General features: G+C 40.3%; 9 protein-coding genes, 6 tRNA genes and 1 riboswitch. Of the genes, 9 read left to right on the forward strand and 6 right to left on the reverse strand.

Translation table 11 applies throughout. From position 1 onward, the window contains the following. Position 1: 1 nt before the first annotated feature. The 4 genes from metH to murQ all read right to left on the reverse strand — a co-directional run bounded on the left by metH (position 2) and on the right by murQ (position 6,333). On the reverse strand, positions 2 to 3,661 hold the full coding sequence (gene metH / locus R2Q94_RS02805) for a methionine synthase (protein ID WP_316819909.1): 3,660 nt from the start codon (positions 3,659 to 3,661) through the stop codon (positions 2 to 4). A 117-nt stretch (positions 3,662 to 3,778) separates the two neighbouring features. After that, positions 3,779 to 3,888, reverse strand: a riboswitch (SAM riboswitch). 249 nt (positions 3,889 to 4,137) lie between these two features. Further along, positions 4,138 to 4,890, reverse strand: a complete 753-nt coding sequence (locus R2Q94_RS02810; RefSeq protein ID WP_316819910.1) for a Bax inhibitor-1/YccA family protein — start codon at positions 4,888 to 4,890, stop codon at positions 4,138 to 4,140. Positions 4,891 to 4,945: 55 nt separating this feature from the next. Continuing rightward, positions 4,946 to 5,515, reverse strand: a complete 570-nt coding sequence (locus tag R2Q94_RS02815) for a hypothetical protein (RefSeq protein WP_316819911.1) — start codon at positions 5,513 to 5,515, stop codon at positions 4,946 to 4,948. A gap of 11 nt (positions 5,516 to 5,526) precedes the next feature. Next, complete coding sequence (gene murQ, locus R2Q94_RS02820) at positions 5,527 to 6,333, reverse strand: N-acetylmuramic acid 6-phosphate etherase (RefSeq protein ID WP_316819912.1); 807 nt, start codon at positions 6,331 to 6,333, stop codon at positions 5,527 to 5,529. A gap of 184 nt (positions 6,334 to 6,517) precedes the next feature. On the opposite strand from murQ, the gene R2Q94_RS02825 reads away from it, so the two are divergent. Beyond that, positions 6,518 to 8,092, forward strand: a complete 1,575-nt coding sequence (locus R2Q94_RS02825) for a S41 family peptidase (protein ID WP_316819913.1) — start codon at positions 6,518 to 6,520, stop codon at positions 8,090 to 8,092. Positions 8,093 to 8,100: 8 nt separating this feature from the next. Here the strand turns inward: R2Q94_RS02825 and der are convergent, their stop codons facing one another. Both der and era read right to left on the reverse strand, forming a co-directional pair. Beyond that, on the reverse strand, positions 8,101 to 9,402 hold the full coding sequence (gene der / locus R2Q94_RS02830) for a ribosome biogenesis GTPase Der (protein WP_316819914.1): 1,302 nt from the start codon (positions 9,400 to 9,402) through the stop codon (positions 8,101 to 8,103). Between the two features lie 47 nt (positions 9,403 to 9,449). Next, positions 9,450 to 10,328, reverse strand: coding sequence for a GTPase Era (era, locus tag R2Q94_RS02835; RefSeq protein ID WP_316819915.1), 879 nt, complete (start codon positions 10,326 to 10,328; stop codon positions 9,450 to 9,452). A 111-nt stretch (positions 10,329 to 10,439) separates the two neighbouring features. Here era and R2Q94_RS02840 point away from each other — a divergent pair. The 8 genes from R2Q94_RS02840 (at position 10,440) to R2Q94_RS02875 (ending at position 14,160) form a co-directional block, all read left to right on the forward strand. Further along, positions 10,440 to 10,515: transfer RNA gene (locus R2Q94_RS02840), tRNA-Met, on the forward strand. A 40-nt stretch (positions 10,516 to 10,555) separates the two neighbouring features. After that, positions 10,556 to 10,627: transfer RNA gene (locus R2Q94_RS02845), tRNA-Glu, on the forward strand. Positions 10,628 to 10,697: 70 nt separating this feature from the next. Then, positions 10,698 to 10,773: transfer RNA gene (locus tag R2Q94_RS02850), tRNA-Met, on the forward strand. A 39-nt stretch (positions 10,774 to 10,812) separates the two neighbouring features. Further along, positions 10,813 to 10,884, forward strand: a tRNA-Glu gene (locus R2Q94_RS02855). Between the two features lie 70 nt (positions 10,885 to 10,954). Continuing rightward, positions 10,955 to 11,030: transfer RNA gene (locus R2Q94_RS02860), tRNA-Met, on the forward strand. A gap of 39 nt (positions 11,031 to 11,069) precedes the next feature. Then, a tRNA-Glu gene (locus R2Q94_RS02865) sits at positions 11,070 to 11,141 on the forward strand. Positions 11,142 to 11,406: 265 nt separating this feature from the next. Continuing rightward, positions 11,407 to 11,562, forward strand: coding sequence for a hypothetical protein (locus R2Q94_RS02870; protein ID WP_316819916.1), 156 nt, complete (start codon positions 11,407 to 11,409; stop codon positions 11,560 to 11,562). 369 nt (positions 11,563 to 11,931) lie between these two features. Further along, positions 11,932 to 14,160 carry a S41 family peptidase gene (locus R2Q94_RS02875; RefSeq protein WP_316819917.1) on the forward strand — a complete coding sequence of 743 codons (2,229 nt, stop codon included), beginning with the start codon at positions 11,932 to 11,934 and terminating at the stop codon, positions 14,158 to 14,160. Positions 14,161 to 14,361: the final 201 nt, after the last annotated feature.

Below are 14,361 nucleotides of genomic sequence, written 5' to 3' on the forward strand. Positions count from 1 at the left end.
ATTAGTAAGCCAGGTTAGGGCTCAACCATCTTTCCACTTCTTCCAGTGGCATGTTTTTTCTGCTGGCATATTCTTCCACCTGATCTTTGGTGATTTTTCCCAATCCGAAGTATCTCGACTGTGGGTGGGCGAAGTAAAAACCACTTACCGCAGCGGTAGGGTACATGGCAAAGCTTTCTGTTAAGCGAAGTCCGATTCTATTTTCGGCATCCAGCAATTCAAAAAGTGTTCCTTTTTCGCTGTGTTCCGGACAGGCAGGATAACCCGGTGCCGGACGAATACCTGCGTACTCTTCTTTGATCAGGTCTTCATTGCTCAGTTGCTCGTCCTTGGCATAACCCCAGTAATCTTTACGTACCAGTTCATGCATTCTTTCAGCGAAAGCTTCAGCAAGCCTGTCGGCTAATGCTTTTGCCATAATGCTGTTGTAATCATCATAATTGGCTTCAAATTCTGCCACCAGTTCATCACAACCAATACCGGTGGTTACGGCAAAACCGCCGAAATAATCTGCTACACCTGATTCTTTTGGTGCCACAAAGTCGGATAGTGCATAATAAGGTTCCCCAGCCACTTTTTCCGCTTGTTGGCGAAGAGTGTGAATGGTGACTTCTTTGCCTTCAACATCGAGAATGATATCGTCCCCAACCGTATTTGCCGGCCAGAATCCGATCACGCCTTTTGCTGTTAGTAATTTCTCGTCTACGATGCGTTTTAGTAAGGTCTGCGCATCATCGAATAGTTTTTTTGCCTCATCTCCAACGGATTTGTCGCTGAAAATTTTCGGATAACTGCCGCGCAACTCCCAGGTATGAAAGAAAGGCGTCCAGTCGATATAAGGAACAAGATCCTCCAGTGGATAATCTTCAAATACTTTCGTACCTGTAAAGGCAGGGGCAGGAGCCACCTGATCCAGGTCGATTTGAAACTGATCCTTTCTGGCTTCTTCCAATGTTTTATAGCGTTTATCAGAGCGCTTGTTTAAATGCGCCTCTCTGGCTTTATCATACTCCTGTTTGATGCCATCGATATAGGCATCTCTGGTATCCGGGTTCATTAAGGTACTGCAAACAGTTACACTTCTTGAAGCATCCAATACGTGGATAGCAGGGCCGGAATAGTTTGGCGCTACTTTTACAGCGGCATGGATTCTGGAAGTTGTTGCGCCACCAATAATTAAAGGAATGGTAAATCCTTCACGCTCCATTTCTTTGGCAAAATGCACCATCTCATCTAATGAAGGGGTAATTAAACCACTCAATCCAATGATGTCAGCATTGATTTCCTTTGCTTTTTGAATGATGGTTTGTGCGGGTACCATTACTCCAAGATCTACGATTTCGAAGTTGTTACAGGCCAGTACTACACCTACAATGTTTTTACCGATATCATGAACATCCCCTTTAACAGTAGCCATTAGGATTTTTCCTGCTGAAGAGCTGGTGTTCCCATCTGGATTGTCGAGTTTTTCCTGTTCAATGAACGGAAGAAGGTAGGCTACGGCCTTTTTCATGACCCTTGCAGATTTTACCACCTGTGGCAGGAACATTTTTCCGGCGCCAAACAGGTCTCCCACGATGTTCATCCCATCCATTAAAGGACCTTCGATCACATGGATTGGTTTTGGGTATTTTTGTCTGGCTTCCTCTACATCGGCATCCAGGTATTCAATTATCCCCTTTACCAGAGAGTGGGATAGTCTTTCTTCTACAGTGCCTTTTCTCCATTCTTCATCTCTGACAATCTCTTTGCCTTTAGATTTGATGGTATCTGCAAATTCTACCAGACGCTCGGTTGCATCTTCTCTGCGGTTTAGCAGCACATCTTCTACACGTTCCAGCAATTCTTTAGGAATTTCCTGATAGACTTCCAGCATCCCGGCATTTACAATCCCCATATCCAGGCCTGCTTTGATGGCATGGTAAAGGAAGGCAGAGTGCATTGCTTCCCTCACGGTATTGTTTCCGCGGAAAGAGAAGGAAATGTTAGATACCCCACCACTTACTTTGGCGTAAGGTAAGTTTTCTTTAATCCAACGTGTTGCATTGATAAAATCAACTGCATAGTTGTTATGTTCTTCCAGACCTGTTGCAACGGTCAGGATATTCGGGTCAAATATAATGTCTTGAGGAGGGAAGCCTACTTCATCCACCAAGATGTCGTATGAGCGCTTACAGATTTCTTTTCGGCGCTCAAAGTTATCCGCTTGTCCTTGTTCATCAAATGCCATCACTACTACAGCGGCGCCATAATTCATGATTTTTTTAGCACTCTCAATGAATTTTTCCGGGCCTTCTTTTAAGGAAATGGAATTCACAATCCCTTTTCCCTGCAGGCATTTTAGTCCGGCTTCAATCACCGACCATTTTGAGGAGTCGACCATGATTGGAAGTTTAGAAATGTCGGGCTCCGAAGCAATCAGGTTCAGGAATTTCACCATAGCCGTTTCGCCATCCAACATCCCCTCGTCCATGTTGACGTCAATGATCTGAGCACCTCCTTCTACCTGCTGACGGGCAACAGTTAAAGCGGCTTCATAATCACCACCTAGAATCAGTTTGGAGAATTTGGGAGATCCCGTGATATTGGTACGCTCTCCGATATTCACGAAAATACTTTCCGGAGTAACGGTTACCGCTTCTAATCCGCTTAATCTTAAATATGGAGGTACAGTAGGGATCTTTCTTGGGCTGATTTTTTTGGCTTTAGCGGCGATACAGGCAATGTGCTCAGGCGTAGTTCCACAGCATCCACCTACAATATTTACGAAACCATGCTGGATGAAATCTTCTACCAGGTGGGCCGTTTCATGAGGCATTTCATCGTATGCACCAAACTCGTTAGGTAAGCCAGCATTTGGATAGGCAGATACATAACAGGTGGCTTTTGCAGAAAGTTCTTCAATGTGAGGTCTCATGTCTTTTGCACCCAAAGCACAGTTGAAACCGATGCTGATCGGGTCGGCATGAATCACAGAATTTAAGAATGCCTCTACTGTCTGACCGGATAAGGTTCTGCCTGAAGCATCGGTAATGGTTCCGGAGATCATGATCTCTATCTTTTTACCAATTTCTTTTTCGTATTTTTTGATCGAGAAGATGGCTGCTTTCGCATTCAGTGTATCAAAGATGGTCTCAATTAATAACACATCAGAACCACCGTCTACCAATCCGCGTACCTGCTGATCATAAGCAGACACCAGTTCATCGAAGGTGAGCGCCCTGTATCCAGGGTCGTTTACATCAGGTGAAAGGGAAAGTGTTCTGTTAGTTGGCCCAACAGCACCTGCAACGAAAGATCTCCTGTCTGGATTTGCCGCCATGAATTCGTCTACTGCCTCACGCGCCACTTTGGCACCGGCAAAACTCATCTCATAGTCCAGCTCTTCCATCTGGTAATCTGCCAGGGAAATGCGTTGTGTACTGAAGGTGTTGGTTTCGATAATATCTGCACCAGCCTTCAGGTATTCTGTATGTATCGCTTTAATAATATCTGGACGGGTAAGGTTCAGCAAATCGTTATTGCCTTTTACATCACAAGGGTGATCTTTGAATCTTTCACCTCTAAAATCTTCTTCTGTCAGAACGTAACGCTGGATCATGGTACCCATGGCTCCGTCAATAATTAATATGCGTTTTTCTAACTCTGCTCTAATATCCATTTTCTTTATTTCTCCGGTAACGCGTAAGTCTTTTATCTCCAGAAGGGACTGCCCTTTTGGTTCAGCTTTATACGCAGTTAAAATGCTTATTGAAAAGTCCGGTATTGGGTCGACTTTAACTTATCTTTCGGGAGCCAGTGGTTCGGTTCCAGTAGAATGTAGCACCTTGTAAGCACAGGTTGCTAAGACATCGCAGGGTCTAATCCCTCCGTCTTTCTCTATAAGCTCTGCAAAAGTGCAACAAAGAAAAATCATTTCCAAAAAAACAGCACTTAAAGCATATAATATTGCAATACTTGGTTGAATTGAAGAGTGCTTCGGAATAATATTCTGAATATCTGCGGGTTTGTGTGCAAATACAAATTACTTTAGGGTAGAACAGGGAGGTGAATTTCAGGGAAGTTTAGGAAAGTATCAGAAAGCAAGAAGGGCTGCCAAATTTTTGACAGCCCTTCGTATTATAATTTTATACTTGTTTATTTTCTATCTCCGAAGATTCTCAATAAGAACAGGAAGATATTGATAAAGTCAAGGTATAGTGACAATGCACCCATGATCGCTAATTTTTTACCATCAGCCTGTACAATTGGGTCACCACTTTCTTCCAGACCTGCACCGATGCGTTTCAGTTTTTGAACGTCATAAGCAGTTAAAGCAGTAAAGATAGCTACACCAAAGAAGCTCATCACATAGCTGAAAGTTGGGCTACCCAGGAACATATTGATAAGACTGGCGATAAATAAACCAATCACACCTACACCTAAGATGGGACCAAATTTCGTTAAGTCTAATTCTGTAGTATAACCTAAAAAGGCCATGATTCCGAAAATACCAGCCGCAGCACCAAAACAGGCTACAATTGATCCGGCGGTATATATCAATAGGATATAACTTAAGCTGATCCCTAATAAGATAGAGAATAGCACGAATACACCCAATAGCGCAGAATAGGAAAGACGGCTAAATCCGGCTCCCATTATCATCACTAAACCTAGCGGGGCAAACATCGCGATATACCCAAGGATGGTACTTTTTCCTGTTTCAAGATTGATCATTTGGCTCAAAGCTGCAGGAGAGTTTGCGATATACAATGCCGATAAAGTCGATAAACTTAAGGCAATGAACATCCATAGGAATACATTTGCGAAGAATTTCTTAGCAACGACGCCTCTTTGCTGCTCCACAAATACGGTTTTGTGTGCCCATTCGTAATTATTGTTGTTATCCATTTTTCTATTAAATTTTATATATAAAGATACTAATTAGTTTATGTTCTTACAAAACTTATGCCCCAAGCCTTTTTGTCAGCGTTTCCTCTACTTTCTTGAAAATTTGAAGTGGTTTTAAAGTTCTCCATGCCAAATCGTCAAGCTGACCGCCAAAATTGATGTAATAATCCAGATTAGCGCTTCTGAATTCTTCAATCACATGTTCCTGGAAATTGATGCCAGTAATCCAGCCATCTTCCACATCCTGGAACCATTCCTCGTAATAGCTGTCTTCGGAAGCATGGAAGTTGAGGATGTTTTCTCCGATCAGGATAAACTTGTTGATGCCTTCATCAATCATAAGCTCCAGAATCTCTCTTTTGAGTAGCATGATATCATTATCTATGGCATCATTCCACTCTCCAATGAATTCGATAATGGCATAATTCCTGTCGTAATCCGCATACAATACTTTTAGGTATAGCGTGTTGGATCCAAAATCATCCCATTGCGGGTGGATCAGGAAATTGTACAGCTGTTTGTCAAAATAGAATTCTGAATATTCTGTATCATAAAAGGGGGAACGTTCATCTTCCGCTGCGATGTAATCATCCCGCCAGAGGTAGAAAGGTTCGATTTCGTGCATAATAATTGCTGTTATTTATGGCCAGCTTCAACTGCTTTACGTACGCTGCCGTAACGTAGCAGCAAGTCTTCTGCTTTTGCATAGTCAATGTTTAATTCTTCCATTACCATTTGTGTGCCACGATCTACGAGTTTATGGTTGGTCAGTTGCATATCCACCATTTTATTCCCTCTTACACGTCCGAGTTTAATCATGACCGTGGTGCTTAACATATTTAACACCAGTTTTTGGGCGGTACCGGATTTCATGCGGGTAGAGCCGGTCAGGAATTCCGGGCCTACGACAACTTCTACAGGATAATCACTTTCTGCAGCAATAGGACCGCCTGCATTACAAACGATACATCCGGTCAGGACGCCATGCTGGCGCGCGGTATTTAATCCGCCAATTACATAAGGTGTAGTACCCGATGCAGCCAATCCGATTAGACAGTCTTTTTCATTTATCTGATATGCTTGAAGGTCGATCCAGGCTTGCTTTGCATCATCTTCCGCATTCTCTACAGCTTTTCTGATGGCGGTATCACCTCCGGCAATGATCCCCACAACCCAGTCGAATGGCACACCAAATGTTGGCGGACATTCTGAGGCATCGACTACACCCAGTCTGCCACTGGTTCCTGCACCAATGTAAAATAGGCGCCCGCCATTTTTCATGCGTTCTGTCACTGCAATCGCAAGTTTTTCTATCTCTGGAATCACTTTTTCGACTGCCAAAGGAACCGTCTGGTCTTCCTTATTGATGCCTTGAAGAATTTCAAGGACAGACATCTGATCGATGTGGTGGTATGTTGATTCCTGTTCGGTTACTCTGATCATGTTTTTTTTGTTAAAATTGGGTATTATCTTTTTAAACGCGAAATATTTGCCTTTGATATGGCTTTTAGAGGAACAAAGTTGCAACATTCTTGTTAATTCCTATAAAGCGTAAACAATTGTCAATGATTAGGACTTAATTTACTAAATGATAGGGTTATTTTATAACTTTACGCAGCAATAAACCATGAAAAAGACCACCCGCAACCACCTGTTACTCGCGCTTACCTATTCTTTAACTTTAATAGGGGGGATGTTTGTTGGGTATAAGTTCTTAAAAGATCAGGGTTATCAGCTTCAAAAGCCATTGGCATATGCTGCGGATAGCAGCAGGAAGGTGGATGAAATCATTCATATTATCAATAAAAACTACGTTGATGAGGTAAATGCAGACAGTATGCATCATTTACCGATTGATAGTTTGCTGCATCAGCTGGATCCGCATAGTGTTTATTTACCACCGGCTAAAGCCAATGAATTTGCAGAAACACTAGAGGGTAATTTTGAGGGTATTGGTATCGAATATTACATTTTGAATGATACCTTATTGGTGACCAATGTAGTGAAAGATGGTCCGGCATTTCTTTCCGGGATTCGTCAGGGTGATAAAATCCTTAAAATAGACACCATGTTTGTGAGTGGCAGGGAGCTGCCAAGAGAGAAAATGGTGGGTAAAATTAAGGGTAAGAAAGGGACTGCGGTAAAATTAATTATTCTGCATCCTGGAAACCCTCTGCCGGTATTGCTGAGTGTAAACCGTGCCCGTGTAAAAGTAAGCAGTATTGATGCGGCTTATATGCTGAATCCGGAAACCGGGTACCTGCGTATTAGCAAGTTCGGTGCAGATACGGATTCAGATTTCGTAGAATCTGTGCGTAACCTGAAAACAAAGGGAATGAAAAAGTTAGTTTTGGACCTTCGCGACAATGGGGGAGGTTACCTGACTGCGGCAACAGGGCTGGCCAATCAGATTCTTTCAGAAAATAAACTGATCGTCTACACCCAGGGAAAACATGAGCCACGTACGGATTACTTTAGTACTGGTGGTGGAGAATTTGAACAGGGTAAGCTGGCTATATTGATCAATGAAAACTCTGCTTCTGCCAGTGAAATTCTTGCAGGTGCTGTGCAGGATCTGGACCGTGGGATCATCATCGGACGTCGTTCTTTTGGGAAAGGTTTAGTGCAGGAGCAATTCCCATTTTTAGATGGCTCTGCCCTGAACTTAACGATTGCCAGATATTATACCCCATCAGGAAGAAGTATCCAGAAGTCTTATAAGAAAGGTTACAATGCTTATCAGAATGAGATTGAAGACCGTTTTAATGATGGAGAGTTGACTTCAGTAAGTGTTAAAGATAGCCTAAAGAAAGGGAAAGCCTTTTTAGGAGGTGGCATCCAGCCGGATATCTATGTGAAAATGGATACCAGTGGTTTTAATGGTTTTTATGCCAAGCTGATAGCAAAGAAAGTTTTGTTTGATTTCGTATATGACGTATTGGGCAACCGTTACACCTCTTCCTTTATAGAACAAAACCTTGCAACCTTTACCATAAATGATACAGATTACAAGGATTTGATTAAATATATTCAAAGTAGGAATATTGTCATAGAGCCTAAATTACTACAGGCAGCGAAACCTTTGATCCTGAATGATGTTAAAGTTTTGCTTTGTAAATACCACCTGGGTGATGCCGGTTATTACAAAGCACTCAATTTAAATGATGCGATGGTCAAACAGGCATTATCCAGTTTGCAGTAATTTATAGATTATTTCTGTCTGAAATAGATCTGGATTGGTACTCCGCTAAAGTCGAAGTTTTCACGTAGCTTGTTTTCAATGAAACGTTTATACGGTTCTTTGATATATTGAGGTAAGTTACAGAAGAAAGCAAACATTGGTGAAGTACCATTGATTTGCGTAATGTATTTGATCTTGATGTACTTTCCTTTTAATGCTGGTGGCGGATATTTTTCAATAATCGGCAACATCACATCATTTAATTTAGAGGTCGGAACTTTCTTCGCTCTGTTTTTGTGTACTTCCAAAGCAGTTTCAATAGCCTGGTGAATACGTTGTTTTGTTAATGCTGAGGTGAAAACAATTGGCACATCAGTGAATGGCTGCAATTTTGTACGAATCTGATCTTCAAAAATCTTAGTGGTTTTGCTGTCTTTTTCTACTAAATCCCATTTGTTCACCAGGATCACGATACCTTTTTTGTTTTTCTCTGCAAGGTGGAAAATGTTAACGTCCTGCGATTCTAACCCTTCCATTGCGTCGATCATTAAGATCACGACATCTGCTTCTTCCAAAGCTTTGATGGTACGCATTACTGAATAGAACTCAATATTCTCTTTTACTTTAGTCTTTTTACGAAGACCTGCAGTATCGATGAACATGAATTCATGTCCGAATTGATTGTAGTGGATATGTATAGAATCTCTTGTAGTTCCAGCGATTGGGGTTACAATATTTCTTTCTCTACCAATCAGTGCATTGATTAGTGATGATTTACCAACGTTAGGTCTGCCAACAATAGTGAGTTTAGGTAAGGTATTCTCTTCTTCTACTACATCTTCGAAGTGTTTGATTACATCATCTAATAAATCACCTGTTCCAGAACCAGTCATAGAAGAGATCGGATAGATCTCACCTAAACCAAATCCGTAAAATACGGAAGCATCATTTTGTAATTGAGTATTGTCTACTTTATTTACAACAATGAATACAGGTTTATTGCTGCGTCTAAGTAACTGTGCAATTTCGTCATCCAGGTCGGTAATGCCGGTTACGACATCCACCATAAACAACAATACAGTTGCTTCTTCGATTGCAATTACCACTTGTTCGCGGATAGCTGCTTCAAATAAATCTTCGGAATTGGCTACATAGCCTCCGGTATCAATAACAGTAAACTGCTTATCAGTCCATTCTGCCGATCCGTAATGACGATCACGGGTTACACCGCTAAAATCATCAACAATGGCTTTACGACTCTCTGTTAAGCGGTTAAATAGGGTAGATTTGCCTACGTTTGGTCTTCCGACGATTGCGATAATGTTGCTCATGTGTATTTATGAATTGTATTAATTATTAAGGGGTTGCAAAGGTAAGCTTAATTTTCGTACCCGAAACTTTTTAAATAGTTCTTTTTACTGCGCCAGTCTGGAACCACCTTTACAAAGGTCTCTAAAAAGACTTTTTGATCCAGGAATTTCTCAATATCCTTACGGGCCTCAGTACCAACCTTTTTAAGCATTGCTCCACCTTTACCAATCAGGATGTTTTTCTGAGAATCACGTTCTACGATGATCTCTGCGCTGATCCTGGTGATTTTTTCTTCTTCTTTAAAGGAAGTAACCACTACTTCTGTACTATAAGGAATCTCTTTCTGGTAGTTGTTGAAGATCTTCTCTCTGATGATTTCGGAAACAAAAAATCTTTGTGTACGGTCTGTCAAATCTTCCTTATCATAGAAAGGCGCATGTTCAGGTAGGTACGCTAATACCTCCTCCATAATACCATCTAAGTTATATAAGTGTAATGCAGAGATTGCATATATACGTTTAGGATTTAATTTCTCCTGCCAGAAAGCCATCTTCGCTTCCACTTCTTCTTGTGTGGCGTTGTCGATTTTATTGATCAGGACAATCATCGGGATGGTCGTATCCATGATCTTATCCAATACATCATTCTCATCATGTGTTTCGTTAATGTCAGTAACGAATAGGATCAGATCCGCATCAGTAAGTGCTCCTTTTACAGAACTCATCATAGAATCTTGTAAACCATAACGTGGTTTTATGATTCCCGGCGTGTCCGAAAATACGATTTGATAATTTTCTTCATTGACAATTCCCAGAATACGGTGACGGGTAGTCTGAGCTTTCGGAGTAATGATAGAAAGCTTTTCACCCACCAGGGCATTCATTAACGTTGATTTACCCGCATTGGGCTTACCAATTATACTTACAAAACCTGCTTTATGTGACATGAAAATATTTTTTGAAATAAATTTGCACCACAAAGAAACGAATTATATCTTTGCATTCCAATTCGGAGGAAGAGTTAACCAATTAATTAACACAATCGGAATTGTATATAGTGCGGGATGGAGCAGTTGGTAGCTCGTCGGGCTCATAACCCGAAGGTCATCAGTTCGAGTCTGGTTCCCGCTACCAAAAAAAGATTCGTCAACACGTTGTTGAAGGCAATCAAAATGGCCCGTTCGTCTAGGGGTGAGGACGCCAGATTTTCATTCTGGAAACAGGGGTTCGATTCCCCTACGGGCTACAATCTTCCTTACTTGTAAGGCGAAGATTAACAAACTTGACTACAGCGGTAGGATAGTAATAACATAGAGTGCGGGATGGAGCAGTTGGTAGCTCGTCGGGCTCATAACCCGAAGGTCATCAGTTCGAGTCTGGTTCCCGCTACCAAAGAGGTTCGTCAACGTTAAGTTGATGGCAACCTTAAATGGCCCGTTCGTCTACCGGTTAGGACGCCAGATTTTCATTCTGGAAATAGGGGTTCGATTCCCCTACGGGCTACAATCTTCCTTACTTGTAAGGCGAAGATTAACAAACTTGACTACAGTGGTAGGATAGTAATAACATAGAGTGCGGGATGGAGCAGTTGGTAGCTCGTCGGGCTCATAACCCGAAGGTCATCAGTTCGAGTCTGGTTCCCGCTACCAAAGAGGTTCGTCAACGTTAAGTTGATGGCAACCTTAAATGGCCCGTTCGTCTACCGGTTAGGACGCCAGATTTTCATTCTGGAAATAGGGGTTCGATTCCCCTACGGGCTACAAAAATCAATATCAATTGATCTTAAAACCCTGCAAATCATATATTTGCAGGGTTTTTTATTGATGTCAAAAACCTAATATTTACATCAAATCACAATAAAAATTGTGTATTTCGTTGCGGATCTAAAAAGGGAAAACACTATACACCGAATTCTCAATAACAAATTGAACACCAATATATTCAGCCATTACACATCTAGATGCGAAAAGCTGCTGCCTTATTTTTGTTCACTTTAAAGCAAATCGCAAAAATTGCAAATATTTAATGAGGATATTTGCAGAACATAATTCGAGGTTAAAAGAATTCATCGGGGATGTCTTTGAAACCAATACATTAAAAGGCTACATTATTTCTGAAAAACACTTCATCGATTTCATTCGGAAACAATACGCCAAAGATGATATCGAGATTATGAACTGAATTATGCTTTCATTAACAATTTTGGACATTATTTACGGGCAAATTGTAAGTGAAGCCAAGGAACGCGCCTATCTTATTCAAGAAGAGCTAGCTAACATTATAGCCAAAAAGTTTACTATAAAAAGGTTGCGATAGGATGTTAAAAAATTAAGACGATCTGAAATCGCGGTAGGGATTGATGGCGAAAAGTAGATATCTAGTTATTCAAAGGTATTTATACTTTTTTATCTGGTATATTTTAGATAATTTCCTATTTATATTCAATAATCTCGACAAAGAGAAAACGTTAATAGAAGAGAGTAATTCTTTGGGGGAGAGAGCATCATTCCAGATTTATAAAAAAACAATTAAGTTTTAAAAACTATGACCATGAAAACAAGCGTTACCGGTTACACTAGATTCTTAAAAATCGTTAATCCTATTTTCTTTGCTTTAAGCCTCCTCATGATTATTTTACCCACAATGGTATCCGCCCAAAATTTGGAGCAGCGGAAAAAAAATGTAAAAGCTTTTACGGAGCTTTGTGGTTATGTAAGGTTTTTCCATCCATCGAGCGAAAGCCAGCGGATAAACTGGAGTTTATTTACCCTTTATGGTACTGATAAAGTTTTACAAGCAAAAAATAATGATTCATTGATCGTCATTATGAAAGACTTATTTAAGTACATTTCTCCAAGTGTTTATATTGGCAAACAGCCAGTCAAAAACAATTTAATAATACAAAATATAACTCCTGGAGAATTGATCACTTATAAGAAAACCAAGCTCATAAACAGGGGCCTTGCACTACCCAATGGAATCCCAATTTATAAGAGCCAAAGATTGAACATTGATACTCTCGAGAAAGATTTTGATGAATATCCAGTTGCGGCTCTATCCCTCAAGAACTACCGCGGTAAGGATTTCGAATTTAGTATAGAATTGCAAGGGGATTCTTCAGACTGTTTTACCAATACCCTCCCAATAAACATTGTACATCCAGACAATGCTATAAAGTTTGTAAGCGTACAAAAATACCTCCCAGAGAAGAACTCTGTTTTTAAATTTAGTGGAAAAATACCCCTTCAGCAAGACACTGTAAATATTATTCTAAGGATTTCTAAAACTCGTCGAGTTAGCGTAAAAAAACCACAAATCACTTTTTCAATAGCCGGCGCGAAAAAAACACTAACTTTTGACCAAGCTGTAAGTAACTCGAAGATTACCCACACAAATTCCAGGATTTTCATAGATGTTGGTGATCGTATTTTATTTCGCGGGCAAGATCCAAAAATTGAAGATATGATTAATCGTCAGCTGATTAAGGGTGTTTTCTGCACCGTACCTAAAACGCTATATGCCGTTGGGAAGGAAACATATCCTCATCTAGATACTGCAGTGGTTAGTTCTTTTATTAATAGGCTCAGGTCGTTTTATAGAACAAAAAATGATGATTATAAAACAGCCTCGAGAATAAGCAACGCGATTGTCCTGTCTAATGTTTTGCGGTACGGCTTTCCTTACTGGGACGATGTGAGTGGAGACTATGAGGATGTTTATAAAGAGCTTATGCGAAAAGCGATGTTGGATAAAACTAACGAAGATTTTCTGAATACACTACAAACAACTGCGTCTAAAATGAATGACGGACACATGTTTGTAAGTTATTCTGGAAATGATAGAAAAAAGCAAAAGTCGATCTCTGTTTCATTGGAAAAAATAGATAATGAGATAGTGGTTAAACATGTATTAGACCCTATGTTCAAAAAGTTGACCAGCGGAATCATAATAGATTCAATAGATGGAGAGCCGGCCGACGCAATTTATGCCAGGAGATATAAGTTAGTTTCTGGGTCGCCACAATGGAGAAATTACAAAGTGCTACTGGGGTTCTTTGATAGTGATAAAGATTCTGTTTCGATAGTTGTCAGGAATAATAATAAAAGAGAAATTATAAAAGGAATCCGCAGCTCGGAGCAGTTGGAATATAGGCCACAGGCGCTCGATAAATATGTTCCAAAGGACGGCCTAATTAAAGAAAGAGTTTTTTACTATAATTTAACCAAAGACTCAGTCCTTAAAAAAATCGAAGACTCAATTACAACACTTTCTCAAGCAAAAGCCATTATTTTCGACATGAGGGGTTATCCCGCAGAGAATATCAATAACATAATTGGTCATCTGCTTAAGTGCGTAGAGCATACAAAGTGGATGAATATACCCCTTATTGAAGACCCATTAAAAGCAAATGCTAATATTAGCAGTGGCTGGGATTTATCCCCGATAAATCCTTTTTTAAAGGGAAAAATCATTTTTCTTTCGGATGCATGCTCACAAAGTTACGCAGAGAGTATATTAGGGTATATCAAAGGCTTAAAACTTGGTTTAATTGTTGGTCGGCCTACTTCAGGAGCAAATGGCGATATGCAGAATATTTACTTACTTGATGACTTCAGGGTTTTTTATAGTGGTACAAAGGTTACCAATCCAGATGGGACAAAGAATCATATGATTGGCATAAAGCCAGATTTTGAAGTACAAGTTACAAAGAGCGGTTTAGCTCAAGGGAGAGATGAAATATTAGAAAAGGCAATAAAAATCGCGGATCAAAATGAGTAATCACCTTCAAGATATGGCTTCCTTCCTAAACGGTGGAAGTAGTGAATTTTCTTCATTGAAAAATATCGGTATGTATTGGGGCCGTTAGGTATTCTGCTATGCCAAAACCGTAAATAATGTGCATAACTATAGGCAAAGACAGCATTATTAAAAGTTGATTTGGTTATTTTATTCCAAATTGTACTACTAATAGGTTGCGAA

Origin of the sequence: Pedobacter gandavensis (assembly GCF_032678465.1) — a bacterium.
GTDB lineage: Bacteria > Bacteroidota > Bacteroidia > Sphingobacteriales > Sphingobacteriaceae > Pedobacter > Pedobacter gandavensis_B.